Origin of the sequence: Hyphomonas sp., assembly GCF_041398385.1 — a bacterium.
Taxonomy (GTDB): domain Bacteria; phylum Pseudomonadota; class Alphaproteobacteria; order Caulobacterales; family Hyphomonadaceae; genus Hyphomonas.
The window spans coordinates 16,890-43,453 of the sequence record NZ_JAWKUW010000006.1 but is presented as its reverse complement, the minus strand read 5'-3'; the positions used below and the strand labels follow the sequence as shown (position 1 = coordinate 43,453).

At 64.9% G+C, this 26,564-nt stretch carries 24 protein-coding genes, 1 tRNA gene and 1 pseudogene; 13 read left to right on the top strand and 13 right to left on the bottom strand.

Annotated features, from left to right (window positions below; genetic code table 11):
• Positions 1-278: 278 nt before the first annotated feature.
• The 6 genes from R3C13_RS12055 (at position 279) to R3C13_RS12030 (ending at position 7,762) form a co-directional block, all read left to right on the top strand.
• On the top strand, positions 279-953 hold the full coding sequence (locus R3C13_RS12055; protein WP_371311077.1) for a response regulator: 675 nt from the start codon (positions 279-281) through the stop codon (positions 951-953).
• The gene (locus R3C13_RS12050) at positions 950-1,954 is read left to right on the top strand and encodes a sensor histidine kinase (RefSeq protein ID WP_371311076.1); all 1,005 of its coding nucleotides are present in this window, start codon (positions 950-952) and stop codon (positions 1,952-1,954) included. Before R3C13_RS12055 ends, R3C13_RS12050 begins: the two co-directional genes overlap by 4 nt.
• Before the next feature lie 118 nt (positions 1,955-2,072).
• Positions 2,073-3,128 carry an efflux RND transporter periplasmic adaptor subunit gene (locus R3C13_RS12045; protein ID WP_371311075.1) on the top strand — a complete coding sequence of 352 codons (1,056 nt, stop codon included), beginning with the start codon at positions 2,073-2,075 and terminating at the stop codon, positions 3,126-3,128.
• Positions 3,129-3,132: 4 nt separating this feature from the next.
• A complete protein-coding gene (locus R3C13_RS12040; protein WP_371311074.1) occupies positions 3,133-6,243 on the top strand; it encodes an efflux RND transporter permease subunit in 3,111 nt (1,036 codons plus the stop codon).
• Positions 6,219-6,530 (top strand): DUF3240 family protein, encoded by a 312-nt coding sequence (locus R3C13_RS12035; RefSeq protein ID WP_371311073.1) that lies wholly within the window; start codon positions 6,219-6,221, stop codon positions 6,528-6,530. The genes R3C13_RS12040 and R3C13_RS12035 overlap by 25 nt, the downstream gene beginning before the upstream one ends.
• Complete coding sequence (locus R3C13_RS12030; protein WP_371311072.1) at positions 6,527-7,762, top strand: TolC family protein; 1,236 nt, start codon at positions 6,527-6,529, stop codon at positions 7,760-7,762. The genes R3C13_RS12035 and R3C13_RS12030 overlap by 4 nt, the downstream gene beginning before the upstream one ends.
• Positions 7,763-7,771: 9 nt before the next feature.
• Here the strand turns inward: R3C13_RS12030 and R3C13_RS12025 are convergent, their stop codons facing one another.
• The gene (locus R3C13_RS12025) at positions 7,772-8,431 is read right to left on the bottom strand and encodes a TetR/AcrR family transcriptional regulator (protein ID WP_371311071.1); all 660 of its coding nucleotides are present in this window, start codon (positions 8,429-8,431) and stop codon (positions 7,772-7,774) included.
• Between the two features lie 75 nt (positions 8,432-8,506).
• Here R3C13_RS12025 and R3C13_RS12020 point away from each other — a divergent pair, with 75 nt between their 5' ends.
• From R3C13_RS12020 to R3C13_RS12010, 3 genes are all read left to right on the top strand, one after another.
• Positions 8,507-9,448, top strand: a complete 942-nt coding sequence (locus R3C13_RS12020) for a VOC family protein (RefSeq protein ID WP_371311070.1) — start codon at positions 8,507-8,509, stop codon at positions 9,446-9,448.
• 65 nt (positions 9,449-9,513) lie between these two features.
• On the top strand, positions 9,514-10,359 hold the full coding sequence (locus R3C13_RS12015) for a fumarylacetoacetate hydrolase family protein (protein ID WP_371311069.1): 846 nt from the start codon (positions 9,514-9,516) through the stop codon (positions 10,357-10,359).
• 3 nt (positions 10,360-10,362) lie between these two features.
• On the top strand, positions 10,363-11,835 hold the full coding sequence (locus tag R3C13_RS12010; protein WP_371311068.1) for a bifunctional 3-(3-hydroxy-phenyl)propionate/3-hydroxycinnamic acid hydroxylase: 1,473 nt from the start codon (positions 10,363-10,365) through the stop codon (positions 11,833-11,835).
• Between the two features lie 9 nt (positions 11,836-11,844).
• On the opposite strand, the gene R3C13_RS12005 is transcribed toward R3C13_RS12010, so the two are convergent.
• From R3C13_RS12005 to R3C13_RS11985, 5 genes are all read right to left on the bottom strand, one after another.
• Complete coding sequence (locus R3C13_RS12005; RefSeq protein WP_371311067.1) at positions 11,845-12,201, bottom strand: hypothetical protein; 357 nt, start codon at positions 12,199-12,201, stop codon at positions 11,845-11,847.
• A gap of 7 nt (positions 12,202-12,208) precedes the next feature.
• Positions 12,209-12,283, bottom strand: a tRNA-Glu gene (locus R3C13_RS12000).
• An 80-nt stretch (positions 12,284-12,363) separates the two neighbouring features.
• Complete coding sequence (recJ, locus tag R3C13_RS11995) at positions 12,364-14,157, bottom strand: single-stranded-DNA-specific exonuclease RecJ (RefSeq protein ID WP_371311066.1); 1,794 nt, start codon at positions 14,155-14,157, stop codon at positions 12,364-12,366.
• Between the two features lie 62 nt (positions 14,158-14,219).
• Positions 14,220-15,173 carry a class II fructose-bisphosphatase gene (gene glpX, locus R3C13_RS11990; protein WP_371311065.1) on the bottom strand — a complete coding sequence of 318 codons (954 nt, stop codon included), beginning with the start codon at positions 15,171-15,173 and terminating at the stop codon, positions 14,220-14,222.
• Positions 15,174-15,229: 56 nt separating this feature from the next.
• Positions 15,230-16,513, bottom strand: coding sequence for a homoserine dehydrogenase (locus R3C13_RS11985; protein WP_371311064.1), 1,284 nt, complete (start codon positions 16,511-16,513; stop codon positions 15,230-15,232).
• Positions 16,514-16,668: 155 nt separating this feature from the next.
• Between R3C13_RS11985 and R3C13_RS11980 the strand changes: the two genes are divergently transcribed.
• A complete protein-coding gene (locus tag R3C13_RS11980; protein ID WP_371311063.1) occupies positions 16,669-17,550 on the top strand; it encodes a MaoC/PaaZ C-terminal domain-containing protein in 882 nt (293 codons plus the stop codon).
• 178 nt (positions 17,551-17,728) lie between these two features.
• Here R3C13_RS11980 and R3C13_RS11975 read toward each other — a convergent pair.
• Together R3C13_RS11975 and R3C13_RS11970 are read right to left on the bottom strand one after the other, a co-directional pair.
• Positions 17,729-18,944, bottom strand: a pseudogene (locus R3C13_RS11975) (LL-diaminopimelate aminotransferase).
• Positions 18,944-19,378, bottom strand: coding sequence for a hypothetical protein (locus tag R3C13_RS11970; protein WP_371311062.1), 435 nt, complete (start codon positions 19,376-19,378; stop codon positions 18,944-18,946). The pseudogene R3C13_RS11975 and the gene R3C13_RS11970 overlap by 1 nt, the downstream one beginning before the upstream one ends.
• 72 nt (positions 19,379-19,450) lie before the next feature.
• Here R3C13_RS11970 and R3C13_RS11965 point away from each other — a divergent pair, with 72 nt between their 5' ends.
• On the top strand, positions 19,451-21,277 hold the full coding sequence (locus tag R3C13_RS11965) for a PHA/PHB synthase family protein (protein WP_371311061.1): 1,827 nt from the start codon (positions 19,451-19,453) through the stop codon (positions 21,275-21,277).
• A 99-nt stretch (positions 21,278-21,376) separates the two neighbouring features.
• Here the strand turns inward: R3C13_RS11965 and argC are convergent, their stop codons facing one another.
• The 3 genes from argC to rplM all read right to left on the bottom strand — a co-directional run bounded on the left by argC (position 21,377) and on the right by rplM (position 23,373).
• Positions 21,377-22,324 carry an N-acetyl-gamma-glutamyl-phosphate reductase gene (argC, locus tag R3C13_RS11960; protein WP_371311060.1) on the bottom strand — a complete coding sequence of 316 codons (948 nt, stop codon included), beginning with the start codon at positions 22,322-22,324 and terminating at the stop codon, positions 21,377-21,379.
• Positions 22,325-22,417: 93 nt separating this feature from the next.
• Positions 22,418-22,903, bottom strand: coding sequence for a 30S ribosomal protein S9 (gene rpsI, locus R3C13_RS11955; protein ID WP_371311059.1), 486 nt, complete (start codon positions 22,901-22,903; stop codon positions 22,418-22,420).
• Between the two features lie 5 nt (positions 22,904-22,908).
• On the bottom strand, positions 22,909-23,373 hold the full coding sequence (rplM, locus tag R3C13_RS11950; protein WP_371311058.1) for a 50S ribosomal protein L13: 465 nt from the start codon (positions 23,371-23,373) through the stop codon (positions 22,909-22,911).
• A gap of 38 nt (positions 23,374-23,411) precedes the next feature.
• On the opposite strand from rplM, the gene R3C13_RS11945 reads away from it, so the two are divergent.
• Positions 23,412-24,383, top strand: coding sequence for a hypothetical protein (locus R3C13_RS11945; RefSeq protein ID WP_371311057.1), 972 nt, complete (start codon positions 23,412-23,414; stop codon positions 24,381-24,383).
• Here the strand turns inward: R3C13_RS11945 and R3C13_RS11940 are convergent.
• Positions 24,361-25,404: a COX15/CtaA family protein gene (locus R3C13_RS11940; RefSeq protein WP_371311056.1), complete on the bottom strand. Its 1,044-nt coding sequence runs from the start codon at positions 25,402-25,404 to the stop codon at positions 24,361-24,363. The two genes, R3C13_RS11945 and R3C13_RS11940, sit on opposite strands and share 23 nt — an antisense overlap.
• 75 nt (positions 25,405-25,479) lie before the next feature.
• On the opposite strand from R3C13_RS11940, the gene R3C13_RS11935 reads away from it, so the two are divergent.
• Positions 25,480-25,686: a DUF2842 domain-containing protein gene (locus R3C13_RS11935; RefSeq protein ID WP_371311055.1), complete on the top strand. Its 207-nt coding sequence runs from the start codon at positions 25,480-25,482 to the stop codon at positions 25,684-25,686.
• A 2-nt stretch (positions 25,687-25,688) separates the two neighbouring features.
• Here the strand turns inward: R3C13_RS11935 and R3C13_RS11930 are convergent, their stop codons facing one another.
• The gene (locus R3C13_RS11930) at positions 25,689-26,549 is read right to left on the bottom strand and encodes a phosphatidylserine decarboxylase (protein ID WP_371311054.1); all 861 of its coding nucleotides are present in this window, start codon (positions 26,547-26,549) and stop codon (positions 25,689-25,691) included.
• Between the last annotated feature and the right edge of the window lie 15 nt (positions 26,550-26,564).

Below are 26,564 nucleotides of genomic sequence, written 5' to 3'. Positions count from 1 at the left end.
CCAAGGGAGCAGCCTAGGAAAAGTTAACGCGCTTGTCACGCGATCTTCACACGAAATGGCAGCGCCTTTCTCAGCCCTTTCGCATGGCAATGTGGGCAAAGGGTGGCAGACGTGCGGAAGTTGCGGGCCGATGCGGAAATCACACTTCTGAAAACAAATGACTATTTCAATTCGTGTGCCGGTGGCAGACTTTACCATACACCCGGCCGGGCCTCACCCGGTCAGGACCATGTCAGGCTATTTTCCCAGAATGCTGGCAGACAGGACTTCGGACACGCATGCGCACGCTGATCGTCGAGGACAACCGGGAACTCGCCCTGCTGCTGGCTGAACGGCTCGGCACGCGCGGGATCGAGAGCGATACGGCGTGCACGATTGCCGAAGCCGACGACCAGATGGCGGTGGGCCAGTTCGATGCGATCATGCTGGATCTGGGCTTGCCGGATGGCGACGGGATCGACTGGCTGCGCAGCCTGCCGGAAGACCGACCGCCTGTGCTGATCCTGTCGGCGCGCAGCACGCTGGACGACCGCGTGACAGGGCTCGACACGGGCGCTGACGACTATCTGGTGAAGCCGGCGGAGATTGATGAGATTGCGGCGCGACTGCGGGCGCTCGTGCGCCGGCCGGGACGGCGCGACCCGGTCATCCTGCAGGTCGGCAATGTCACCTTCGACCCGACGAGCCGCCAGGCGGAAGTCAGCGGGCACATCCTCGCCATCGGCCGCAAGGAGGCGGATTTCCTGGAAATCCTGCTGCGCAATGCCGGCAAGGTGGTGCCGCGCGAGCGGCTGGAGGGCATTCTCTACAGCGCGTCGGAGCCGGTAACGCCGAATGCGCTGGAAGCCGTCGCCTCGCGGCTGCGCAAACGCTTTGCAGACGCCGGCGAAGAGGACATCCTGCATACGGTCCGCGGCGTCGGATACTTTTTTGGCAACCGGAAAAGCTCATGAAATCGATCGCCGGAAAACTCCTGTTGGGACTGGTCGTCTCGGGCCTGATCGGCGGCGCCGTGCTCGCCGTGATGGTGACCTATGAGTATGGCCTGCTGAGCCCGAAGCCGCCGCCGCTCTGGATCACCGTGCGCGAGATCACCGAGCATGTGCTGGTGCCATTCGGCGTGTTCGTGGTGCTGTTCGGCACCGGCGCGCTGCTGGTGGTGCGCCGCGTCGAGAAGCAGCTGAAGGAGACGGCGCGCGAGGTTTGCAAGGCGGCGCAGGAGCTGCGCAGCTACCAGGCGCCGGAAGGCACGCTGCCGACGGAGCTCAAGCCCTTCACCGATGCCGTGAACGTGCTGACCGCGCGGCTGGAGGCCCACGCCCGGCGACAGGAAGCCTTTGCCGCCGACGCCGCGCATGAACTGAAGACGCCGCTGGCAATCCTCGCCTTGTCGCTGGACAAGCTGCCGGCGGAGGATGCCGAGCCGCTGCGCACGCAGGTGCTGTCGTTGTCGAATATGGTCGACCAGCTGTTGCTGCTCGCGCGCAGCAATGCGCCGGACCTTGCGCAGCGCCGCTCGCTGATCGAGCCGGATGTCATGGCGCGCCGCGTCGTCGCCGAACTCGCCCCGGCGGCGGTGCAGGTCGGCCGGCGCCTGTCGGTGGAGGAGGACGCGCCGCGGCCTTTCCGCGGGCTGGAAGAAGCGGTCGCGGCCTCGCTGCGGACGCTGATCGTAAACGCGCTGCGCGCAGCGCCGGAAGGATCAGAGGTGATCGTCAAGGCCGGGCCGGGCGCCAGCCTGACGGTCATCGATGGCGGCGCAGGCCTTGCCGCGGACGAACTCGACCGCCTCAAGGCGCGCGGCATCAGGGCCGACCGGGCGCCCGGCGGCACAGCAGGCCTCGGCCTCGCCATCGCCGACCGGATCGCGGAGGCGCATGGCGGCGAGCTGGTCACCTGCCTGCCGGCCTGTGCCGGCCTCACCCTCAATTTCCCGGAAGTCCGCCCCGCCTGACATTTTTTGCCGCGCGGAATGCTGCAATGCAAAAAAGCAGCGCTGCTGTCAGGCTTGTGTCAGTCACCCCCGCCAGAAACGCAGTCCAGGCTGAAAACCACTGAACTGCGAGAAGACCATGGTGAATTGGGTATTGCGCGCTGCGCTGGCTGTCATGTGTGCGGCGAGCCTTTCCGGACCGGCACTGTCCCAGACATTCGAAGTGTCTGCCGCGAGCCGCAAGGCGCTGGGCATTTCGACCGTGCCGGTGCTGGAAAATGGCACCATCGAAGGCACCTCTGCTTTCGGCACCGTGATGGCCCCGCCCGGCAACGCCCACCCGGTGGTGAGCCCCTTCGAAGCCGTGCTGCTGCAGCCCTATGTCATTCCGGGAATGCAGGTGAAGGCCGGCGAAGCGGTGGCCCTGCTCTATAGCCCGGACTTCGAGACCGCGCGCGCCGACCTCGAAGCGCAGCGCATCATGGTCGAACATATGGACCATCTCTATGAGCGGACGCTGGAGCTGCATGAGCTTGGCCTGCGCTCGGCGCAGGAGACCGACGAGGCCGAGCACGACACAAAAACCGCGCGCCTTGAGCTGAATGCTCAAAGAGCGCGACTGAGCGCGCTGCGATCTGCCAAGGGTGCGGGCCGGTTCGAACTGGTCGCCCCGGCAACAGGTATCGTCTCCGAAATTTCCGTCGAGGCCGGCGATGCGGTCGGCATGTCGGAACCGTTCCTGTCGATCTTCGACGGTCAGCGCTACTGGCTCGACGCGGTCCTGCCGGAACGCCTCGCCAGCACGATCCGCGTCGGATCGGCCGTGACGGTGCCGGGCACGCCCGACAAGGCGAGCGTCATCGCGATCGACCCGCAGGTCGATGCGCATCTGCAATCCGTCCGGATAAAGATCGAATTGCCGAAATCGGGCACCTGGCGGCTCGGCCAGCTGGTCGACCTTTCCTTCGAAGCGCCGGAGCAGGCAGCCGCGTTCGTTGCGCCGGCCCGGGCGCTCGTCCGGATTGGCGGCACCGATGGCGTGTTCGTCGATACCGGCGACGGCTTCCGCCGCGTCGAGGTCGAGGTCGTCTCGCGCAGCCGGGATGAAGTCGTGCTTCGCGGCGATCTCGCCAGCGGAGACCATGTCGCCGTGTCGGGCCTGGCCGCCCTGAAGAACCTCGCCGAAGGGGCCTGATACCGTGCTCGACCGTCTTGTTGCCTTCTCGCTGACGCAGCGGATCTTCATTCTCGGCGCGGCCCTTGTGCTCATCGTGTCCGGCCTGTTCGCTTCGGCGAAACTGCCGATCGACGCCTTCCCCGAAATTGCGCCGACGCAGGTGAAGATCATCCTGAAGGCGCCGGGCATGACGCCCGAGGAAGTCGAGTCGCGCGTCGTGCGGCCGCTGGAAATGGAACTGCTCGGCATTCCGAACCAGACGATCATGCGCGCCAAGGCGAAGTATGCCATTGCCGACATTACCATCGACTTCCGCGAAGGCACCGACATCTACTGGGCCCGCCAGCAGGTCTCCGAACGCCTGACGGCTGTCAGCGGCGACTTTCCTGAAACGGTGAATGGCGGACTTGCGCCGATTTCGACCGCCCTTTCGGAAGTCTTCATGTTCACCATCGAAGGCGGCGACCTGACACTGGAAGAGCGGCGCTCCCTGCTCGACTGGGTGATCCGCCCGGCGCTGCGCACCCTGCCCGGCGTTGCGGATGTCAACGCACTCGGTGGCCGTGTGCGGACATTCAATGTCATCCCCAACGAAGCCGCCATGGCGATGGCCGGCATCAGCCTCGCCGACATCCAGTCGACGCTTGAGAACAACAACCGCAATGACGGCGCAGGCCGGATCAGCGAAGGCGAGGAAGCCCTCGTCGTGCGCTCCATCGGTGCCACAGAGAACGAGGCCGACATCGCCTCGCTGGTTGTGCGGGAAATGGATGGGCAGGTCATCCGGGTGCGCGATGTTGCCACCGTCCGCCTCGACAGCCTGACCCGCTATGGCTCCGTCACCCGCGATGGAACGGGCGAAGCGGTGGAAGGCATCGTCGTCGCCCTGCGCGGCGCCGATGCGCGAACCGTTGTCAGCGGCGTGGAACAGAAGCTCACCGAACTCGAAGCCAGCCTGCCCGAAGGCGTCAGCATCGAAGTCTTCTACAACCGGTCGGACCTCATCGAGAAGGCGGTGTGGACGGTGACCGAGGCACTGCTGATCGCCGCCGTGCTGGTGATCCTGCTGCTGATCGTTTTCCTCGGCGACTGGCGCGCCGCGCTGGTGGTGACGCTGATCCTGCCGGCGTCCGCACTTGCGACTTTCCTGCTGATGAAACTGTTTGGCCTGTCGGCCAATTTGATGAGCCTTGGCGGCCTTGCCATCGCCATCGGCATGATTGTCGACGGCGCCATCGTGGTGACCGAAAATGCCGTGGAGCGGCTGCACGAGAACCCGCGCGCCAGCAAGCTGCACGTGATCTATCGCGCCGCCTCGGAAGTCGCGCTGCCGACGGCCTCCGGCATCTTCATCATCTGCCTTGTCTTCGTGCCGCTGCTGACGCTGCAGGGCCTGGAGGGAAAGCTGTTCGCGCCGGTGGCACTCGCCATCGTGTTCGCGCTCGGCTCGGCCCTGCTGCTGGCCTGTACGCTGATCCCGGTGCTCGGCTCCTACCTGCTGAAATCGACCGGCGGGCATGAGACGCTGCTGATGCGCGTGATCGGGCCGGCTTATCGCCGCATGCTGAGCGGCGTTCTCGGCGCCCCCATCGTGATCTACGCGGCCGCCGCCATCAGCGTTGTAATCGCAGCCTTCGCCTATACCGCGACGGGCAAGACCTTCATGCCGACCATGAACGAAGGCTCTATGGTGATGCAGCTCGCGGCCCTGCCCTCGATCAATCTCAACCAGAGCGAAGCCGACGCTATGCGCGTGCAGGCGGCGATCATCGAGAAGGTGCCGGAGGTGGAGCACATTATCGGCCGGATCGGATCCGACGAACTCGGCCTCGACCCGATGGGCCTTAATGAAAGCGACATGTTCCTCGAACTCGCCCCGCGCGAAGAGTGGCGTGGTCCGGATACGGAATGGCTGGTGGAAGAGATCCGCACCGTTGTGGATGAATTTGCCGGCATCGAGTCTTCCTTTACCCAGCCGATCGAGATGCGCGTCTCCGAAATGCTGACCGGCTCGCGCGGCGACCTCGCCATCAAGATCTTCGGGGCAGACTCGGCCGAACTCGCCGACCTTGCCGGCCAGATCGAACGTGCTGTTGCCGAGGTGCCGGGCGCATCGGATGTGTTCACCGCCTCGAACGATGTGTCGGAATACCTGCAGGTGGATATCGACCCCATCCGCGCCGGCCGCTTCGGCCTCGACGTCGTGACCATCCAGAACGAATTGCGCGCACGGCTCGAAGGCGTCTCGGCCGGGGAAGTGATCGAGCCCGGCCGGCGCACGCCCATCCTCATCCGCACCGATCAGGCCGCGGGCGCCGCCGCCTACGATTTCGACAACATCATGCTGGTGAATGCACAGGGGCAGACCGTGCGCCTGTCGGATGTTGCGCATGTTTCCCGCGTCGCCGGCCTTGCCTCGGTCTCCCGCGAGAACGGGTCGCGCTACGCCGTCGTGCAAGCCTTCGTGACGGGCCGAGACCTTGTCGGCTTCGTCACGGATGCACAGGCCGCCGTCGATGCCATCGGCCCGCTGCCGCCCGGCTATACGCTGGAATTCGGCGGCGAATTCGAGAACCAGCGCCGTGCCTCGGCCCGCCTGTCCCTGATGGTGCCACTGTCGCTTGGCCTCATCTTCATTGTCCTGTTCGGAACGCTGCGCTCGTTGCGTCAGGCGCTGCTGATCCTGTTCAACATCCCGTTCGCGCTCGTCGGCGGGATCATCGCGCTCAGCCTGTCGGGGGAATACCTGTCGGTGCCCGCATCGGTCGGCTTTATCGCGCTGCTCGGCATCGCGGTGCTGAACGGGCTGGTTCTGGTGACCTGCTTCAACGACCTGCGTGCGCTCGGCTATGAAACCGAAGAGGCCGTGCGCCAGGGTGCCGCGCGCCGCCTGCGGCCGGTGCTGATGACGGCCACCGCCGCCGCGCTCGGCCTCGTGCCGCTTCTGTTCGCACACGGACCAGGATCTGAGCTGCAGCGCCCGCTCGCCATCGTGGTGATCGGCGGACTTGTCTCGTCCACCATCCTGACACTGTTCCTGCTGCCCGTGCTCTACCGCCGCTTCGGCGTCGACCGCACGCCAGCCGGCATCCCGCAAGGAGAGGTCCAATGGACACGCCCCTACGCAAACTGACCCTCGTCTGCCCAAAGAGTATCGAGCCCACCCTGCTCGACACGCTCGACGGGCTGGTGCCGGAACTGCCGGGCTATACCAGCCAGGACGGCCTCGGCCGCGGCAGCTCGATGGACCTTGCCTCCACCGCCGAGAAGGTGAAAGGCGCGATGAGGATTTTCACCGTGATCATGGTGCTGCCGGAGGACGGCATTGCCCATGTCCTCGAAGCCGTGCGCCGCGCCTGCCCGCGCCGACAGATTTCCTACTGGGTTGAACCCGTACTCGATTTTGGACGCCTGAAATGAAACGTCTCTTTCTTGCCGCCACCGCGATCTGCGCCAGCCTGTTCGCACTGCCTGCATTTGGCCAGTCCGCACCGATCGTGGACATCATGGAACAATCTGTCCGCACCAGCCCCGCCTATCTCGCTGCCGACGCGGACCTGGGCCGCGCCGCGGCTGCCGCAGACCGGATTGCTGCCGGGCCGTATGAGTTCGAAGTCAATGCCAGCGGCGGCCAGCGCAAGATCGACAATCCTCTGGCGTCTGACGAAAGTTATACCGAATGGTCCGCCGGCGTGGCCCGCACGGTGCGCCTTCCGAAGAAGCGGGAGGCGGATTACGGCCTCGCCCGCATCGAGAACGAGCTTGCCCGCGCCTCGCTCGACCAGGTTCTGCAGGCCGAACGCCGGCACTTTGCGATGCTGTGGAGCGCGTGGCGGCAGGCCGAACTCATGCAGGAGACCTCCTCCGTCCAAGCGGACGAAGCCCGGCGCATTGCGGAGCTGGAACAGGTCGCGGTCGACAAGGGCGCGCAACGCCAGATCCGCGCCGACCAGCTGGCGGCAGAAGCCGGCCTGCTGTTCCTGCAGGCGGAACAGGACCGGAATGCGGCTGAAGCCGCGCGCGCGGCGCTGGTTGCCCGCTATCCGGACACGCCGTTTCCGGAGCGGGCCTTCGCGCTCGACTGGTCCGACGAGAACCTCCAGCAAGTCCTGGCAGCCCCGCTGGACCAGACCCCGGCCTATCGAAAGTCCCGCCTTGAGGCCGAGCAGGCCCAGCTGCGCGCGCGGCGCACGCGCATGGACGCCCTGCCGGACCCGACACTGGGCCTCGATTTCGGCAATGAGTTCGGCGGCTCCGAGACCAGCCTGATGGCGCGCATCACCATTCCCATCGGCGGATCGGCGCGGCGCGCCTATTCGCGCGAAATGTCGGCGAATGCGACCGTTGCCGAGCTGAACCGAGTGGGCGTCGAGCGGGAAACCTATCAGGCGGTCGAGGCCGCGCGCGTGTCCCTGAGAGCGTCGTTGTCGATGTACGAGACCGCGCTGGCGACGGCGGCCGCTTCTGAAAAATACCTTGGCACGATGCGCAAGGGTTATGAGCTCAGCGAAATCACCATAACGGAGTTCCTGAACAGCCGCCGGTCGACCATCGCTGCCGAGCGCGCCGTGGCGGAGCAAAGGGCAAAAGTCGAATCCGACCTGCTCACGCTCATGGTGATGACGGGATCGCTCGCGGAGACGGACGGGTGAACAGTCGCGTCAGCTCGCCTTTGCGGGCGCAACAAGCAGCATGGCTGCGCTTTCGTCTGCAAGGCCGCGCGCCTGCTTTTCGCTTACGCCGAGCCCCAGCAGTGCCATGAACATCATGTCCTGCATGAGCGCCGCCGCCTTGCGGCGTGACAGCCGCAATTCGATGACGCTCGCCATGAGGGAGTGACAGGCACCGAGCCAGAACAGAAGGCCTGTCGTTTCTGCCTCCTTGCGTACAAGGCCCTGCGCGCTCGCCGCGTCGATGTCCTTGCGCAAGCCGGAGTTCAGTGGGTGGTCCCGGCCAGTCATCAGCCGGAACCCGCGTGTCATCACGATCGAGCGCTCTTTCTCCGTCAGCGTATAGTCCACCGCCACGCGCATGCCGCCCGTCAGGCGCTGAAGGGGATCTTCAAGGTGCCGGTTGGCCGCGCTGACCCGCGCCTCAAGGTCCATCCGGATTTCCGCGCCGATGGCATCGGCGAATTTCTGCTTGTCTTCAAAATGGTTGAAGAAACTGCCCTTAGCGACACCTGCCGCCGCAACGATGTCGTCGATCGGGACCGCATCTACCGGGCGTTCCGCGAAAAGCTGGAGTCCCGCCGCCACGAGGGATTGCCGCGTGCGGATGCTGCGCGGGTTTTCGGGCTTCTCTGCGACTGGACCTGCCATCACCGGCTCCACTTGACTGAATAGTCACCTAACAGTATATGACTAAAAAGTCAATTAATGACAAGGGAGGAAAAGGTGGAACCGATTATCAGGATCGAAGACATTTCTCATGTGCGGTTCGCCGCGCCGGACCTGTCGGAAATGCGCACTTTCCTCGAAGATTTCGGCCTGATCTGTTCGGAGCATGGCGGCCGGCTCTATGGCCGGGGCTCTGACGGCGCGGCCTTCACGCATTGCACGGAACAGGGCGAACCAGCGTTCAAGGCGCTGGGCTTTCGTGCGGAATCCCTGGCCGATCTCGAGACGTTGGCGCGCCGGGAGGGCGCCGAGGTTGAAGCCCTGGACGATCCGGGTGGCGGCCATGTGGTGCGGCTGACAGATCCCGACGGGTTCCTTGTGGAGGTGGTCGCCGGTCAGGCCCCCGCCGTGCCGGAAGCGCCCCTTAGCGACACCCCGCACAATACGGCTGCGGCGCGGCCACGGCTGCGCAAGACGATCCGGCTCGCGCAGGGGCCCTCGCATGTCCTCCGGCTCGGCCACTGCGTACTGAATGTCTCGGACTTCCGCGCATCTGAGAATTGGTACAAGGAACGGTTCGGTTTCCTGACATCCGATGAGATCGAAATGGCACCGGGCGCCGCAATGGGCGCCTTCATGCGATGCGACCGGGGCGATCAGCCGACGGATCATCACACGCTGTTCCTCGCCCAATTGCCCCAACCGCCGGGCTTTCTCCATGCCGCATTTGAAGTCGCGCATCTTGACGATTTAATGCTGGGCCATGCGCACCTCAAGGCCAAGGGACGCGACCAGGCCTGGGGTGTCGGCCGGCATATCATGGGCAGCCAGGTGTTCGATTACTGGCGCGACCCGTGGGGTCACGAGCTGGAACACTGGACCGATGGCGACCTCTTCACGGCAGCGGACCCGCCCAACAAGATGCCGTTCACGGCCCTGCTCGCGGTCCAATGGGGCACACCTCATCCAATGCTGGCCGGAGAAGACGGGCCGAAATAGGTCGTCCCGCTCCCCATAACTCCCTCCCCTACAGATGGCGGCGCACCGCCAGGAAGGACACGCAGATGAAACTCGCGACCTATAGTGACACGCCGGATAGCCCTGCCCGCATTGGAATCGTCGCGGACGATACGCTCATCGATGCCGGTTTCGATGGCGCGATGCCGGAGCTGATCGCACGATGGGACGAGGTGAAGGACAGCCTCGCAGGCCGTTCCGTATCGGGTGCGGGCAAGCCTCTTTCCTCCGTACACCTGCACGCGCCTGTGAAGCGGCCGGGGAAGATCTGGGCCATCGGCCTCAATTATGCGGACCATATCGCAGAGTCGAAAATGGACACGCCGACGCGACAGATATGGTTCACAAAGGCACAGACCTCTATCAACGGCCCCTATGACCCGATCCTTCTGGCGCGCAACGCGCCCTATGTCGACTATGAGGTCGAACTGGTTGCGATCATCGGCAAGGGTGGCAAGTACATTCCCGCTGACAAGGCGCACGAGCACGTTTTCGGCTATTGTGTCGGCAATGACGTGACCGAGCGGATGTGGCAACATGCGGGACCGCAATGGTCGCTGGGCAAGAGTTTCGACACGCACGCCCCGATTGGCCCCTGGATCACGACCGCTGACGAAGTGGCCGACCCGCACGCGCTGGACATCAGCTGTTCCGTGAACGGAGACATGAGACAAACCTCCAACACCCGACACCTTGTGTTCAGCATCTGGCAGCAGATCGAACATCTGTCGGCGGCGATGACGCTTGAGCCGGGCGATGTGATTTTCACCGGCACGCCGGGCGGCGTCGGCGCAGCGATGGAGCCGCGCCAGTTCCTGAAGCCGGGCGACGTGGTGCGATGTGCGATCCAGGGCCTCGGCAGCATCGAAGGCACGATGCAACAGGAGGCATGAGCCATGTCCGCCCATGACTGCGATGTCCTGATCGTCGGCGGCGGCCCGACCGGGATCGCGCTGGCGCTGATCGCCGCGCAACACGGCGCCTCTGTGATTGTCTGCGAGAAGGAAGCGGACATCTATCCGCTGCCGCGGGCGGCACATATCGACCATGAAGTCATGAGGATCTTCCAGTCGGTCGGCGCGGCAGATGAAATCGCGGCAACCAGCCGCACGACCAGCCACTATGATTTCCTGACGGCGGGCGGCGAGATCCTGCTGCGGTTCGATGGATCCGACCAGACCGGCCCCGGCGGCTGGCCCGGTGCGAACATGATCCATCAGCCGTCGCTGGAACGCGCGTTGAGGAACCGGCTGCCTTACAGCGGACATGCAGACCTGCGCGTCAACTGGAGTTTCGCTGGGTGCGAAGATACTGCCACAGGCATCAGCGCGACGTTCGAGACACCGGACGGACCGCGGATGCTCACCGCAGCGTACCTTGTCGGCGCGGATGGAACCCGCAGCCCGGTGCGCACCGCGGCCGGCATCGAGCTGGACGATCTCAAATTCGACGAGCCCTGGCTGGTGATAGACACGATCGTCCACGATTTCGACCGGCTGCCGAAGGTGAACCTGCAGATCTGCGATCCGGCGCGGCCGACGACCTGCGTGTTGATGGGCGAAGGGCGTCACCGCTGGGAGTTCATGATCCTGCCAGGCGAGACGCCGGAGGATGTGCTGGACGATGCCTTAATCGCGCGCCTGCTGGCGCCGTGGAATGTCGAGGGTGCCGTCACGCTGGAGCGCAAGGCGGTCTACCGGTTCAATGCGCGGGTGGCGAAGCAGTGGCGCAAGGGCCGTGTGCTGCTGGCTGGCGATGCAGCGCACCAGACGCCGCCTTTCGCCGGACAGGGCCTCTGCGCAGGCGCGCGCGACGCGGCGAACCTTGGCTGGAAACTTGGCCTGATCGCCACCGGGCAAGCCCCCGACAGCCTGCTCGACACCTACCAGGCCGAACGCGAGCCGCATGCACGCGCAACGATCCAGATGGCGATGATGATGGGCCGGACCGTGTGCATCACCGATCCCGCCGCCGCCGCGGAGCGCGACCGGCAGATGCTGGCCGCAAGGGCCGCGGGACAGTCGCCCGATGGCCGCACGAACTATCCGGACATTGCGTCGGGCGCGATCCTCGCGGGCAGCGCCGGCGCGGGCGGATATTTTCCGCAGGCGGTGTCACAGGGCGGCGCGGAGCGTCTCGACGACCTGCTGGGCGCCGGGCCCTGGCTGGTCGGGCGCGGCACATTTCCGGATCAGCCTGGCCTGAAATGCGTCCATCTCGACAGCGGCGGCGCTGGCGCGTTTTCGAACGCGCTCGGCGAATGGCTGGACCAGCACAAGGCCGACGCCGTCCTCATCCGGCCTGACCGTTATATCTTTGGCACAGGGGCGCCTGACGCGCTGGCGCAGGCGTGGCGGACCATGGCGTGACTGTGGACCTCAGGACGACCAGAAGCTGACATCGTGATGCATCGGGTCGTGCGCATCAAGCTGCAACGAATTCCAGTCCATCATGGATGACATCGCGAATGAAGCGATCTCTCCCAGACCTGCATGGGTGTCTGCGAGCCCCACATCCTGGAATATAGGCCCTTGGTAGACGGGGAATGGAGCCGCCCGCATAGCAAGCCTGATCCAGGACGGAACCATCACCGTTGACGGATGGGAGGACGCAGCGACCCCGGCCATCCGCGCCGGGCGCATTCTGGATAAGGTGCTGGATGAATTCAGCCGAAATGCGCTTCTGGCCGCCGAAATCTGACGCAGCGACAGGCAAAACGCAATGTAAGGGAACATGGAGCGTTGGCAGTCCCTAGGGGAATCGAACCCCTCTTTCCAGGTTGAAAACCTGGCGTCCTAACCGATAGACGAAGGGACCGCACCGGCTTGAAGAACAGGGCATATAGCGGCTGATGCAGGGTTGGGCAAGCCACCTGTCACCGGCTTTCTGCACATATATCACGCCTCGGCGGCGTCCATCACTTCCAGCTGCACCCGGCGGCGTCCATTCCATTCTTCGGCCTTCAGGCGCCCGGCCAGATGCACTTTCCTGCCCGGCGTCAGGACTTCGCCCAGCGGCGCATCTGCCGCGCGCCAGGCAATGCAGTCGAGGCGCCCGGTTGCATCCTCGGCCGTGATCTTGAGGTGGTTCGCCCCTACCTGACGGGCATGGCTGACATGGACGGACTGGAGTGCAAAAACCGGTTCCGGCGCACCGGCGCCATAGGGGCCGAGGCCCGCAATCTGGTCGGCGAGCTCTGTTGTCACGGCGCCGGGGGCGAGCACGGCATCGATGGTGAGTTCAAGCGCAGCAGCACGTTCTGCAGTGAACTGGGCCATGTGGTCGACCATCCATCGGTCGAAGCCGGGGATCTGGTCCGGCTCGAGGCTGAGGCCGCCCGCCATCGCGTGGCCGCCGCCGGACAGGATGATGCCTTCGCGCGCCGCGGCGGAAATCGCGTCGCCAATGTTCACGCCCGTGACGGATCTGCCGGACCCCTTCGCGACGGGGCCGAGGCCCCGCCCCCAGCCGATGACGATGCTGGGCAAGTGGAAGCGTTCCTTGAGGCGACCGGCGACGATGCCGATGACGCCGGGATGCCAGCCTTCGCCGGCGGCGATAAGGATGCCGCGGTCGGGAGTCTTTGCCAGTGCCTGCTCCGCCTGCGCCGTCGCCTGATCGAGAATGGCGGCCTCGACCGCCTTGCGTTCCTCGTTGAGGGCATGGAGCTGTTCAGCGAGGGCGATGGCCTCGGCGCGGTCGTCGGTGGCGAGCAGTTTGGCGGCAAGCCATGGATCGCCGACGCGGCCACCTGCATTCAGGCGCGGCCCCAGCATGAAGGTCGCGTGGTAGACCGTCTCGACCTTGCTGATGCCGGACACATCCGCAAGCGCCCGGAGGCCCTCATTCTGGCCGCGCGAGAGCATGGTCAGGCCCTGCCGGACAAAGGCGCGGTTCACTCCGCGCAGCGGGGCGAGGTCACACAGCGTGCCGAGGGCGGCAAGGTCCAGCAGGTGCATGATGTCCGGAAGGCCGTCGGACGGGGCAATGCCGCGCTCGCGCGCGAGCCGGTTCAGCGCCGCGACGAAGACGAAGACCACGCCTGCGGCGGCGAGGTGCCCCTGCCCGGACGTATCGTCGGGCCGGTTCGGGTTCACCAGCGCCGCGGCAGGCGGATGGTGACCGGACATGAGGTGATGGTCGATGACCACGACGTCGAGGCCGATCCGCTCGGCCTCTTCCAGCGCGTGCACGGCGGCTGCACCGCAATCGACGGTGATGACAAGGTCGTTGCCGCTTTCCTTAAGGTGGCGGAAGGCTTCGGGCGACGGGCCGTAGCCTTCTTCCAGACGGTCCGGCACGTAGAGGCCGAGTTCCTCGCCCCAGGCGCGGAAATAGCGGGTGAGGATGGCGGAACTGGTGCCGCCGTCGACATCATAGTCGGCGAAGACAGTGACCTTCTTCTTGTCGAGGATGGCGTCGAGCACAACGGCGGCCGCCTTGTCCATGTCGGCAAAGCTGGACGGGTCGGGGAAGCTGTCGCGGAGCGTGGGGGACAGGTAAGCGCCGGCCGTGCCCGGCTCCACGCCGCGCCCGGCGAGCAGGCGCGCCACAAGGTCCGACCCGCCGACGCTGGAGGCAAGCCGGCGCACCAGCGCCTCATCCACCGGCGACAGGGTCCAGAACCGGCCGGTCGCGGACCGGTCGACGCCGAACAGCAGGTCTTCGGTCTTGCGGGCTGGCAGGGACATGGGCGCTCCGGAATCAGTGATCCGGAGAGCCTAGCACAGCCATGGGCGGGATTGGCCCCCGCTTATGCCTTCCGGTTGGAGCGGATGTAGCGGACCATGCCGTCAGCCGAGGTCATCACCAGCGAGTGCGTGTGGACGCGGCCATCGCGGTGCTGCACGCCGCTCAGCAGGGTGCCCTGCGTGACGCCGGTGGCGCAGAAGACGGTGTCTTCCGAGGCCAGCTCGTTCAGCGAATAGGTACGGCCGAGATCGGTGATGCCGACGCGTTCGGCGCGCTTTCTCTCGTCGTCATTGCGGAAGACGAGACGGCCGAACATCTGGCCGCCGACGCATTTCAGGGCAGCTGCAGCGAGGACGCCTTCCGGCGCGCCGCCGGAGCCGACATAGAGGTCGATACCCGTCAGCGGGTTGGTCGTGGCGATGACGCCGGCAACGTCGCCATCTGTAATCAGCGCAACACGTGCGCCGGCCGAGCGGAGGCTTTCGATGATGTCTTCATGGCGCGGGCGGTCGAGCACGCAGGCAGTCATGTCGGACACGTCCTTGCCTTGGAATTTGGCGAGGGCGGTGATGTTTTCAGCCGGCGAGGCGCCGAGGCTGACAATGCCTTCCGGATAACCGGGGCCGATGGCCAGCTTGTCCATATAGGTGTCCGGCGCGTGCAGCAGGCCGCCGCGCGGTGCAATGGCCAGTACAGCCAGCGCGTTCGCCATGGCCTTGGCGGTCAGCGTGGTGCCTTCCAGCGGATCGAGGGCAATGTCGATTTCCGGGCCGGTGCCGGTGCCGACTTCCTCGCCGATATAGAGCATCGGGGCTTCGTCGCGCTCACCCTCGCCGATGACGACGCGGCCTTTGAAATCGACGGCGTTGAAGGCGGTGCGCATTGCATCAACGGCAGCAGCGTCAGCCTTTTTCTCATCGCCGCGGCCGACCAGTTTCGAGGCAGCGATGGCCGCTGATTCGGTCACGCGGACCATGGAATCCGCCAGGCTGGGCGTCAGAACATTGTTTTTCATGAATTTTCACTCTCCGAACGCGGATATCTTGTTTCGTTTTGCCGCTTCTGAAGCAATTAGCTTGCCGCTTCGATACGAATAAGCCGTGGCGCGTCAATTGGTATTGAAATTTTTTCAAGGCGCGCAAGCGCTGCCAACATGTGACTGCGGGGGCAGCGATGCGTGACTATAACGACCGGTGCAGCCCCGCTTTCATCGGCAGAATCCTGCAAAAGCTTGTCCACCGACACGCCTTCGGCGGCGAGCGCCTCGGTGAGGGCGGCGAGGGCGCCCGGCTGGTCGGCAAGGCGGATGCGCAGGAAGAAGGGCGCAACCTCGTCGGCGGCGCCGGCCACGAAGGGGCGCGCCTTGTGGTGCTCGGCACGACCGAAAGCCGGGCGGATGGCCGGGCGGAAGAGTTTTGCAATGTCGCCCATGACGGCCGATGCCGTGGGGCCTGAGCCGGCGCCGGGGCCGGTCAGCGTGATGGCGCCAACGGGGTCGCCTTCGATGCGGACGGTGTTGAGGCTGCCATTGACGCGGGCGAGCGGATGCGTGGCCTGAAGGGCCAGCGGTTCGACGCGGCAAACGACGCCCTTGTCGGTCAGCACGCCTTCCGCGATCAGCTTGATCCGGAAGCCGAGCCGGTCGGCCATGCGCAGGTCGAGGAGGCTGATCTGGTCGATGCCGGAGACGGAAACCTTGGAGAAATCGAGGTCGGCCGAGAAGGCGATGGCCGAGAGGATGGCCGCCTTGTGGGCGGCGTCCATGCCTGACACGTCGAGCGTCGGGTCGGCCTCGGCATAGCCAAGGCGCTGGGCCTCAGCGAGGACGTCTTCATATTCCCGCCCCTGCTCCAGCATGGTGGAGGTGAGATAATTGCAGGTGCCGTTGAGGATGCCGGCGACGCGCTTGACTTCGGTGCCCGCGAGGCTGTCGCGCAGCACACGGACGACCGGGATGCCGCCTGCCACAGCCGCCTCGAACAGCAGGTCGACCTGCTTTTCCGCAGCAAGCTTCGCGAGCGCCATGCCGTGCTTTGCCATCAGGGCCTTGTTGGCGGTGACGACATGCTTGCCGGCCTTGAGGGCGGTTTCGACGGCGAATTTCGCCGGGCCGTCACTGCCGCCGACGAGTTCGACGAACACGTCGACATTCGGGTCTTCGGCGAGGGTCGCGGCGTCATCGAACCAGGGATAGGCGTCAATCGAGACGGGCCGGTTGCGCGACTGGCTGCGCGCGCTGACGCCGGCGATTTCCACCTTGCCCGGCAGGCGCAGATTCTGCTGGCGCTGGACCAGTTCGATCAGACCGCAGCCGACATGGCCGAGGCCTGCGATTCCTATTCTCAAAGGTGCCACAGGGCGCCCCTTTCACATCTCACTCTTCGCGCTGCTGCCTAGCGGGTTTGGGGCGCGGGGGAAAGGGGTGGACCGCCCAAACCAGCGGCATTGCAGAGGTCCGCGGCAACATGCTTAATCAGCGCACACATAAGAAACAGAGGGAGCGCCACACCATGCCAGTCAATCCGGATGCCGTCGGATCCAAGGGAACACCCCGCACCTGGGCGTGGGACTCGCGGGACGCCCTGCTCTATGCGCTCGGCGTCGGCTGCGGCGTCGAAGACCCGGTCGGGTCCGAGTTGGAGTTCACGACCGAGAACACGATCGGCGTGGACCAGAAAGTGCTGCCGACCTTCTGCGTGCTGGCAGGGTTCAATGCCGAGGGCGGACGCGGAGCCATGGGCAATGCCGGGAGCTATGACCCGCGCATGCTGGTGCATGGCGAACAGGGCATCCGCCTTTACCGCCCGATCCCGGTGAAGGGCGAAATCACGCTCAACGACGAGATCACCGGCATTTACGACAAGGGCAAGGGCGCGGTCGTCGCCACGAAGGCCGAGGCCATCCTGACGTCCGATGGCAAGCCCCTGTTCGAATTGACCTCATCCGTCTTTATCGTCGGCGAAGGTGGCTTTGGCGGCGACCGGGGCCCTTCGGACAAGGCCAATGTCGCGCCGGATCGGACGCCGGACCATAGCGTCACCTATCAGACCCGGCCGGACCAGGCCCTGCTGTACCGCCTCAGCGGCGACCGCAACCCGCTGCACTCCGACAAGAAATTCTCCGATGTCGGTGGATTCCCGAAGCCGATCCTGCATGGCCTGTGCACCTATGGCTTCACCGGGCGGGCGCTTCTGTCCGCGCTGTGCGGCAACGAACCGGCCCGGTTCAAAGCAATGGATGGGCGCTTCTCCTCGCCGGTGCTGCCGGGCGAAGCGCTGACCATCAATATCTGGACCGGCGAAGGCGAGGACGGCACGGCCATCTTCCAGACCCTCGGTGGCGATGGCCGTGTCGTGCTTAACAATGGCGGGTTCAGCTACGAGGAGGGTTGACCAACGGGGGCTCCTCCTCCCGCCAGTTCATCCTTCGACTTCGCTCAGGATGAGTCCGGTTACCGCGGCGCCTTCCTAGCTCTCATGCTGAGCGAAGTCGAAGCATGTGCGCGGAGGACCGGGCCCAAATCCGCTCACCCAAGCAAACACCAGGATGAGCGGAGAACTGGAGCGCACCCTACTCCGCTGCCGCGGCCGCAGGCTTGATCTCCTTCACGCCGCGTTTGGCGAGGAATTTCCGGATGTTGCGGGCGGCCTGGCGGATGCGCTGTTCGTTCTCCACGAGGGCGATGCGGACATGGCCGTCGCCATGCTCGCCGAAGCCGGCGCCGGGGGCGACGGCGACGTGGGCCTCGTTGATCAGCTGCAGCGAAAATTCGAGGCTGCCGAGATGGCGCAGCTGTTCCGGGATCGGGGCCCAGGCGAACATCGAGGCCTTGGGGCTCGGGATCGGCCAGCCGGCGCGGGTGAAGCTCTCCACCAGCACGTCGCGGCGTGACTTATAGATGGCGCGGGTCTCGTCCACGCAGTCCTGCGGGCCGTCGAGCGCAGCAACGGCCGCCACCTGGATCGGCGTGTAGGCGCCATAATCGAGATAGGATTTCACGCGGGCGAGCGCGGCGATCAGCTTCTCATTGCCCGCGACGAAGCCCATGCGCCAGCCGGCCATGGAATAGGTCTTCGACATGGTCGTGAACTCGACCGCAATGTCCTTGGCCCCGTCGACTTTGAAGGATCGAGGGCGTCGGCTCCTCGAAATAGATCTCGTTATAGGCAAGATCCGACAGCACCCAGAGTTCGTGCTTCTTCGCGAACTTGATGGCGTCCTTGTAGAAGTCGAGGTCGCACACGGCGGCCGTCGGGTTGGACGGATAGCAGAGCACCATCGCCGTCGGCGGCGGCACGGAATAGTGCACGGCCTTGCCGAGGTTCGAGAGATATTGCTCCGGCGTCTGGGCCGGCACGCCGCGGATCGAGGCGCCGGCAATGATGAAGCCGAAATGGTGCAGCGGATAGGACGGATCGGGCGCGAGGATCACGTCGCCGGGGGCCGAGATGGCCTGGGCGAGGTTGGCAAAGCCCTCCTTGGAGCCGAGCGTCACGATGACTTCCCGGTCTTTATTCAGGGTGACGCCAAAGCGACGCTTGTAATAGTCCGTCACCGCCCGGCGCAGGCCCGGAATGCCGCGCGAGGCGGAGTATCCGTTAACGTCTTCCTTGCGCGCGGTCTCGCACAGCTTGTCGACGATATGTTTCGGGGTCGGCAGGTCGGGATTGCCCATGCCGAGGTCAATGATGTCGGCACCCTCAGCACGCAGGGCGGCTTTCGTGCGGTTCACCTGCTCAAACACGTAGGGAGGCAGGCGGCGGATCTTGTGGAAGTCGGTATTCATTAGCGGTGGACCTTGAGGCCTTCAGTCACTCGGGGAACGTTAAACGCAGCTTCGATCGCCATGATCTCTTCCTGCGTCAGGAAACCGGGATCGGCCGGAAATCCGGCGAAATCCGCGTCTACCCGCTGCAGCAGCGCTGCCATTTCGGCCGCTGCGTCAGCGGGGGGGGCCGCTCGCTCGTTCCCGTCGAACATGGCCTGAAGCACCTGAACCCGGCCCGCCGAGACCGGCAATGTCTTGCCGGGCATCTGGTCTGCAGCGAGTTCCGGCACCTCATAGAGCTTCGGATAGCCCTCGCCGCGGATCTCGGCACGGCGCTCGCCATACCATTCCGGGGCCTGGTTAACGGCGTCCCGGACCTGCGCAAATGAGTTCGTGCACCCTGCCAACAGCAGGATCGACACGCTCATGAGGGGAATCGCCGTGTTTTTCATGGTTAAACTCACTAAATCACAAACATTGCGGCGCATAGTTAAGGACCGCAAAAACAGGCGATAGTGGGACGAATGAGCGGCAACGACAGAAACAGAAACACGCCCGACTCCCTGGCCCAGTTGATGGCCAGCCAGGATCCCATACGCCTGCAGATCCTGCTGACCACTCTTGCCCTCGCCAATACAGAATCCCAAGCACTTCTTGCTGATGTCCTAATGGGGTCCGGCCCGCTGGGCACAGTGAGCCAGGGCGACCCCATGAAAGTGGGCGAAGCTTTCCGCGCCGTCGGCTGGCATATCGCCTCCAACCCCCAGGCCATGTTCACCGCGAACATGGAACTGATGCAGGGCTGGATGAAGCTGTGGCAGGAGATGGCCACCGAATCCCTGATCGGGGAAGACCACAAGGAAACCGACAAGCGGTTCTCCGACCCCGAATGGCACCGCAACCCGGCCTTCAAGTTCATGCGCAAGGCGTATGACCTCAACACCCGCTGGCTGAACAGCCTGCCGGACCATGCGACCGGCCTGCCGGAAAACCTGCACACACGGGCAAAGTTCTTTACCAACCAGCTGACCGAGACGCTGTCGCCGACCAATTTCCTCGGCACCAACCCGACGGCCCTGCGCGCCTTTGTCGAGACCGGCGGGCAGAGCGTGCTGGACGGCCTGCGCCTTGCCCGCGCCGACATCAAGAAGGGCGGCGGCAAGCTCTATATCAGCCAGACCGACGAGACGCCGTTCAAGGTGGGCGAGAATATCGCGACAGCGCCCGGCCAGGTCGTGTTCCGAAACGACCTCATAGAAGTTATCCATTATGCGCCGAGTGGCGAGCAGACCTATTCGCGTCCGCTTCTGATCTTCCCGCCCTGGATCAACAAGTTCTACATCCTGGACCTTCAGGAAAAGAATTCGATGATCCGCTGGCTGGTCGACAAGGGCCTGCCGTTGTTCGTCGTCTCCTGGCGCTCCGCCGACGAGGCGACCAAGGACTACACCTGGGACGATTATGTCCAGAAGGGTGTCTATGCCGCCGTCGAGGCGACACTGATGGCGAGCGGGGCGAAGGATCTCAACGCCGTCGGCTACTGCATCGGCGGCACGCTGCTCTCCTCCGCTCTCGGACATATGGCAGCAACCGGCGACGACCGGATCAAGGCCGCGACCTTCTTTGCCTCGCAGTCGGATTTCGAAATCGCGGGCGACCTCAAGGTTTTCACCGATGGTCCGGGCCGGGATTATATCGACAGCGTCATCGAGGATAATGGCGGCGTGATGCCGGGCTCGATGATGTACGAGACCTTCAACTGGCTGCGCCCGATCGACCTCGTCTGGCGCTATGTCATCGACGAATACATGCTGGGCAAGGCGCCCCGCCCGTTCGACCTGCTCTACTGGAACGCCGACCAGACCAATATTCCGGGCAATGTGCACCGCCGTTACCTCAAGGAATGCTATGCCGAGAACCGCCTCGCTACGGGCAGCTTCAAGGTGATGGGCCAGACGGTGGACCTGAAACAGGTCAAGATCCCGATCATGGTGCAGGCGAGCCGCGACGACCATATCTGCCCGATGGAGAGCGTCTATCGCACCTCCAAGGTGTTCGGCGGCGATACGAAATTCGTTCTGGCCGCGTCCGGCCACATTGCCGGCGTGGTGAACCATCCGGACTCCGGCAAGTACTGCCACTGGACCAATGACGCCTCACCGGCAACGGGCGCGGAATGGCTGAGCGGCGCGGAGGAAATCAAGGGTTCCTGGTGGCCGACCTGGTGGGACTGGCTGCGCCCGAAATCCGGCCGGAAGGTCAATGCGAAGCAGCCGAAGGACATGGGCCTCGGCCCGGCGCCCGGCCGCTACGTGAAAGTACGCCTCAGCGACATCAAGCTGCCGCTTTAGCCCCCGCCAGATCATCCTTCGACTTCGTTCAGGATGAGCCACGCACCCGTTTTGCTGACGTAGCGCTCATGCTGAGCGAAGTCGAAGCATGGGCGCGGGCTAGGTCTGCAGCCCTGCCCCTTCGTCCAGACCCAACGCGATGTTCAGGTTCTGCACGGCAGCGCCTGAGGCACCCTTGCCGAGATTATCGAGGCGGGCGACGAGGCGCGCCTCTTCATCCGATCCGAACACGAACAGTTCGAGCCGGTTGGTGCCGTTGCAGGCTTCCGGCTCAAGCCCCTTCAGCGCATCGCTTTCGGCCAGCGGAATGACTTTGACAAACTGTTCTCCGGCATACGCTTCGGCCAGCGCCGCATGGATGGCGCCGCGCGTCACCTTGCCCGGCAGCGCCCAGAGCGGCAGCGCGATCTCGACGATCATGCCCTGCGCGTACCGCCCGACCGACGGCATGAACAGCGGCGCGTTATCCAGCCGGCCGTAGCGCTTCATCTCGCCGATATGCTTGTGCTTCTGGCCGAGGGCGTAGATGCGGTAATTGTCGTGGGTGTACCCCTCCGCGCCCGCATCCTCGAACTCCGCAATCATCGACTTGCCGCCACCGGAATAGCCGGACACCGCGTGCACATGCACGGGCCAATTGGCCGGCAGCAGGCCACGGCCCGTCAGTGGGCGGATGAGCGCAATCATGCCGGTGGGATAACAACCCGGATTGGAAATCCGCCGCGCCGCCCGCAAAGCGGCACGCTGGGCCTTGTCCATTTCGGGGAAGCCATAGGTCCAGCCGTTTGCCGTGCGGTGGGCGGTAGAGGCGTCGATGATCACCGTATTCTGGTTCGTCACCAGCGACACGCCGAGCCGGGCGGCATCATCCGGCAGGCAGAGGATCACGGCGTCGGCCATGTTCATCAGGCGCGCGCGCTCGTCGAAATCCTTGCGCTTGCCGGGATCGATCGAGATGAGCTGGAGATCTGTCCGGCCACGCAGCCGGTCGGCGATCTGAAGGCCGGTCGTGCCGGCTTCGCCATCGATGAAGACTTTGGGCAACATTGCGCTTCGCGCCCCTATTCAAACGCAAGACAAAAGCAAAGCGGGCGCTTCGTCACCGAAGCGCCCGCCCGAAAAGGAAAAACCGGATGCGGCTTAGCGCTTCGAGAACTGGAAGCTGCGGCGGGCTTTCGCCTTGCCGTACTTCTTGCGCTCGACCACGCGCGGGTCGCGGGTCATGAAGCCGTGCGGCTTCAGAACCGGACGCAGGCCCGGCTCGAAGTTGACGAGTGCGCGGGCGATGCCGTGACGCACGGCGCCGGCCTGACCCATGAGGCCGGAGCCTTTCACGGTTGCGATGACGTCAAACTCGCTCTCGCGGCCGGCTTCGATCAGCGGCTGGGCGATGACCATACGCAGCACGGGGCGCGCGAAGTATTGTTCCTGGTCGCGGCCGTTGATGGTGATCTTGCCGGAGCCGCGCTTGATCCAGACGCGTGCGACGGCTTCCTTGCGGCGGCCGGTGCCGTAGGAACGGCCCTGGGCATCGATCTTTGGCTCGGCGACTTTCACCGGGGCATCAGCGGCAGTGCCGCCAGCCATGGCACCAAGGTCCTGGAGGGAGTTTGCAGTATCGGTCATAATGATCAGGCCGTTTTGACGTTTTTGCGGTTCATCGACGCGAAGTCGACGGTCTCGGGGTTCTGGGCCACGTGCGGATGCTCCGGTCCAGCGTACACGCGCAGTTTACCGTACTGCTTGCGGGCCAGCGGGCTTTCCTTCGGCAGCATGCGCTTCACGGCCATTTGGATGGCGCGCTCCGGGAAGCGGCCGGAAAGGACCTTGCCGGCCGTGGTCGACTTGATGCCGCCCGGATAGCCGGTGTGGCGGTAGTAGACTTTGTCGGTCAGCTTGTTGCCGGTGAACTTTGCTTTTTCCGCGTTGATAACAACGACGTGATCGCCGGTGTCGATGTGCGGAGTAAAGTCAGGGCGGTGCTTGCCGCGCAGGCGTTTGGCGACGTAAGAAGCAAGGCGTCCGACGACGACATCAGTCGCGTCGATCACGACCCACTTATTCTCGACGTCCACGGGTGCGTTATAGGTTTTCATCGCTCTACTCAGAGCCTCTCGCTTTCGGAGTTCTTGGAATGGAATTCAAGCGCTGGCGTTTAAGCGCCACATCCCCCGTTGTCAACGCAGGGCTTGGACTTGCCCTGCTTTTTACCGCAGCCGGGTGCAGCAAGCAGGAAAAGGCGGCAGAAATCGCGCCTGAAGCTGCTGAAATTGCTGCAGATGTGGAGCTTCCGGCCGTCTGGGCGACCCGCTCTCTCGCGGGCCCGGTACGCTCTCTTGCGCTTTCGGGCGGAACCGGGGGCGTTCTCGCGGTCGCCTACAAGGATGGCGGGCTGCAGCTGTTCAACATGGATGCCGAACGGCTCGGCGAGCCGATCCAGTTCCGGATCCGGGCGCTGGCGAACGGCAAGGCCGCGACGATTGCCGGCCGCACGCTGACCCTGTTCCCCGGTGTTACCGACGACGGCGCCATGAAGGCCTATGTCTATGGCGAGGGCCTGATGGCCCCGGCGCAGGTGGACCTGCCGGTGGATGGCGAGTCTCATATTGCCGGCATCTGTTCCGGCCCGACCGGCACCGAGGGCCTGATGCGCCTTGCCTTCTGGACGGAAACCAACAACCGCGTGCTGCAGGCCGGGATCGTGCGCGAGAGCGAGGGCGAACTCTCCTGGGATCGCGGCGATTCGACGTTTACCGATTTCCCGATCCGGTCCTGCGCTTATACCGAAGATACGCTGGTCGCCTCGCCGCGCGCGGTGGCGGCAGCGCCGCTGGTGCGGGGCGGGTTCTCCGGCCTCCTGTCGCTGGAGGAGGATTCGGCGCTAAACCTCTCCACCGATCTCGGCATGACGTCCTCGGCCCTGAAGGTGCGCGACGGGATCACCGTGGTGATGCCCGACTCGGTCGACGCCATGACGGCCATGGGCACGATGATGTCCGGCGGCTATCCGGGCGGGCTGATCGTGGTCGCGGGCGAAGTGGCGCCGGATGACAACCAGGTCGTGTTCATCGACCCCAGCGTGATTACGCTGGCCGGGACGAACTAGGCGCCGACACCAGCCAGACGAGGCGGACAGCCGCGAGTGTGACGATCACGCCGAGCGCCTGGTGCGCGAGGGCCAAGCTCATCGGCGCGGCGTTCAGCAGGGTGAAGATGCCCCAGAGCGCCTGCGCGCTGACAAGCACCGCAAGGTGGACGAAGGCCCTGCCCTGCGCCGCGCGCCGGAACGCCCAGGCGGCCACAAGGCTGCCGGCCCAGATGGCGTAGGCAATGAGGCGGTGATTGAACTGCGTCGCGGCGCGGCCTTCGAACAGGCTGCGGATGCCGAGGCCCTGCTCAATATAATGAGACGGCACGATCTCGCCCGCCATCAGGGGCCAGTCATTATAGGTTCGCCCGGCATCGAGCCCGGCGACAAGCGCTCCGGCAGCCATCTGGACGAAGATGGCGCCAAGCAGCAGCTTTGCAGCGAACCTTGCCCGGTCAGAGGCAGGCTTGCGGTCGCGGTTGCCGAGGTCCAGCCAAATCCAGGCGGTGATGGAGATGATGAGTAGCGCCAGCATGAAATGGGTCATGAGCCGGTACGGCGCGACATCCACCCGCGTTGTTTCGCCGATGCCGCTGGAGACCATCCACCAGCCGATCGCGCCCTGAAGGCCGCCGAGCAGGATCAGGAGGATGAGACGCCGGGCGAGCGGCCCATTCAGCCATTTGCGCAGGGCAAACACGACTAGTCCGCCGACCGCGACAAGGCCGATCATCCGGCCGAAGAAGCGGTGGCCCCATTCCCACCAGTAGATCTGCTGGAACTCCGCCATGGACATGCCGGAATTGACCAGCCGGTACTCGGCGGTCTCCTGGTACTTGGTGAAGGCATCGTTCCAGGCCGCGGCGGAGAGCGGCGGGATGGCGCCCTTGATCGGATCCCACTCGGTGATGGAGAGGCCGGAATCGGTGAGGCGGGTTGCGCCGCCGATCAGGATCATGGCGTAGACCATGAGCCCAACGGCCACGAGCCACAGGCGGATCCAGCGCGACGCAGCCGGGGAGATTGCGGAATTGCTCATGCGCTTTAATTGACGCGGGGGCCGGGCCCGGCAAGTGTCCCGGTCGTCGCAAGCTGCAGAAAGGTCGATTGCCCCATGCGAAAGCCAGCCACCGCCATCCTCCTGCTGCTCTGGATGGGATTCTGGATCGTCGCGGCCGTGACGGTCGGCGGCCTGATTGCCGGCTGGCCGCACTGGGCGCACCTTATCTATTATGTGGTAGCGGGGATCGGCTGGATCATTCCGCTGAAGCCGCTGTTTGCGTGGATGAACCGGGGCGCCGTGCCGCCGGAAGAGGACTAGGCTCAGTCGCCTTCTTCGCTGCGCCGGGCCGCTTCACGCAGGCGGGCGAACAGCACCGCCGGGTCTTCAGACATGTCGGCCTCGTCGGGCGAGAGATAGTCGTCGTCCATATCCTCGGCTTCTTCGACCTTGGGTTCGAACGCGTCTTCTTCCTTGGCCTCCGCCACCGGATAACGGATCTCGGACTCGGCGCCGAGACGGCCGATGACCGTTTCCCCGCCGACCAGAGACTGGCCGGGCCAGGCGGTCACGGCGGCATGGGCCGGCAAGAACACGTCGCACCAGCCGCCGAGGCGGCGCGTGCCGCAGGGCCGGCCGAGCCGCGCGATGTCGCCGGCCACCATGTCGATATCGAGCCGCGGGCCAAAGCCGCCGGAGGCAAGCTTCACGCCGACATGGTCACCCTGGCTCTCAAAGGACATAAAGGCGCGCGCAAGGCCCTCATCGTCCGGGCGCATGGCGAAGGGAATGGAGTTGTCGCCGTCTTCGACGATGGCGTTCTCGAGGCTGCCGGAAATCGGCGTGTAGACCTTGTTGGTGGCGGTGGGCGCGGAAGAGATGCGGATACGGGTCATCGGCTTCTGGTCGAGGCGCAGTTCCGGCGGCACTTCCGCAAGACCGACCGAAACCACCATGCCATCCACCGGCGCGACCACGCCATTGGCGACTTCCGGCGGAGTGCGGTTTGCCCAACGCGCGGCAAACAGGGCCGCCACAGCGGCCGCAAAACCAATCCAGAACAGCGGTGCCCAGATCCAGCCGAGCAGGAGCGCGACGAGCAGCGCCGCAAGCGCCGCGGCGATGCCTTCCACGTCGAACCCGCCATTCAGCCAGGGCGTCGATTTGCGCTCCAGATCGTCCATCGTTCAGCCATTACC

What these genes read in the sequence shown, in the direction of transcription:
- R3C13_RS12035 (WP_371311073.1), top strand. Translation starts at nt 6,219, where the DNA reads ATGGACACGCCCCTACGCAAACTGACCCTCGTCTGCCCAAAGAGTATC.
- glpX (WP_371311065.1), bottom strand. Translation starts at nt 15,173, where the DNA reads ATGAAAAACAATGTTCTGACGCCCAGCCTGGCGGATTCCATGGTCCGC.
- R3C13_RS11945 (WP_371311057.1), top strand. Translation starts at nt 23,412, where the DNA reads ATGGAATTCAAGCGCTGGCGTTTAAGCGCCACATCCCCCGTTGTCAAC.
- R3C13_RS12055 (WP_371311077.1), top strand. Translation starts at nt 279, where the DNA reads ATGCGCACGCTGATCGTCGAGGACAACCGGGAACTCGCCCTGCTGCTG.
- R3C13_RS12010 (WP_371311068.1), top strand. Translation starts at nt 10,363, where the DNA reads ATGTCCGCCCATGACTGCGATGTCCTGATCGTCGGCGGCGGCCCGACC.
- argC (WP_371311060.1), bottom strand. Translation starts at nt 22,324, where the DNA reads ATGTTGCCCAAAGTCTTCATCGATGGCGAAGCCGGCACGACCGGCCTT.
- R3C13_RS12050 (WP_371311076.1), top strand. Translation starts at nt 950, where the DNA reads ATGAAATCGATCGCCGGAAAACTCCTGTTGGGACTGGTCGTCTCGGGC.
- R3C13_RS11930 (WP_371311054.1), bottom strand. Translation starts at nt 26,549, where the DNA reads ATGGACGATCTGGAGCGCAAATCGACGCCCTGGCTGAATGGCGGGTTC.
- rpsI (WP_371311059.1), bottom strand. Translation starts at nt 22,903, where the DNA reads ATGACCGATACTGCAAACTCCCTCCAGGACCTTGGTGCCATGGCTGGC.
- R3C13_RS11965 (WP_371311061.1), top strand. Translation starts at nt 19,451, where the DNA reads ATGAGCGGCAACGACAGAAACAGAAACACGCCCGACTCCCTGGCCCAG.
- R3C13_RS12005 (WP_371311067.1), bottom strand. Translation starts at nt 12,201, where the DNA reads ATGTTCCCTTACATTGCGTTTTGCCTGTCGCTGCGTCAGATTTCGGCG.
- R3C13_RS12030 (WP_371311072.1), top strand. Translation starts at nt 6,527, where the DNA reads ATGAAACGTCTCTTTCTTGCCGCCACCGCGATCTGCGCCAGCCTGTTC.
- R3C13_RS11980 (WP_371311063.1), top strand. Translation starts at nt 16,669, where the DNA reads ATGCCAGTCAATCCGGATGCCGTCGGATCCAAGGGAACACCCCGCACC.
- R3C13_RS12015 (WP_371311069.1), top strand. Translation starts at nt 9,514, where the DNA reads ATGAAACTCGCGACCTATAGTGACACGCCGGATAGCCCTGCCCGCATT.
- R3C13_RS11970 (WP_371311062.1), bottom strand. Translation starts at nt 19,378, where the DNA reads ATGAAAAACACGGCGATTCCCCTCATGAGCGTGTCGATCCTGCTGTTG.
- R3C13_RS11940 (WP_371311056.1), bottom strand. Translation starts at nt 25,404, where the DNA reads ATGAGCAATTCCGCAATCTCCCCGGCTGCGTCGCGCTGGATCCGCCTG.
- R3C13_RS11935 (WP_371311055.1), top strand. Translation starts at nt 25,480, where the DNA reads ATGCGAAAGCCAGCCACCGCCATCCTCCTGCTGCTCTGGATGGGATTC.
- rplM (WP_371311058.1), bottom strand. Translation starts at nt 23,373, where the DNA reads ATGAAAACCTATAACGCACCCGTGGACGTCGAGAATAAGTGGGTCGTG.
- R3C13_RS12045 (WP_371311075.1), top strand. Translation starts at nt 2,073, where the DNA reads ATGGTGAATTGGGTATTGCGCGCTGCGCTGGCTGTCATGTGTGCGGCG.
- R3C13_RS12025 (WP_371311071.1), bottom strand. Translation starts at nt 8,431, where the DNA reads ATGGCAGGTCCAGTCGCAGAGAAGCCCGAAAACCCGCGCAGCATCCGC.
- recJ (WP_371311066.1), bottom strand. Translation starts at nt 14,157, where the DNA reads ATGTCCCTGCCAGCCCGCAAGACCGAAGACCTGCTGTTCGGCGTCGAC.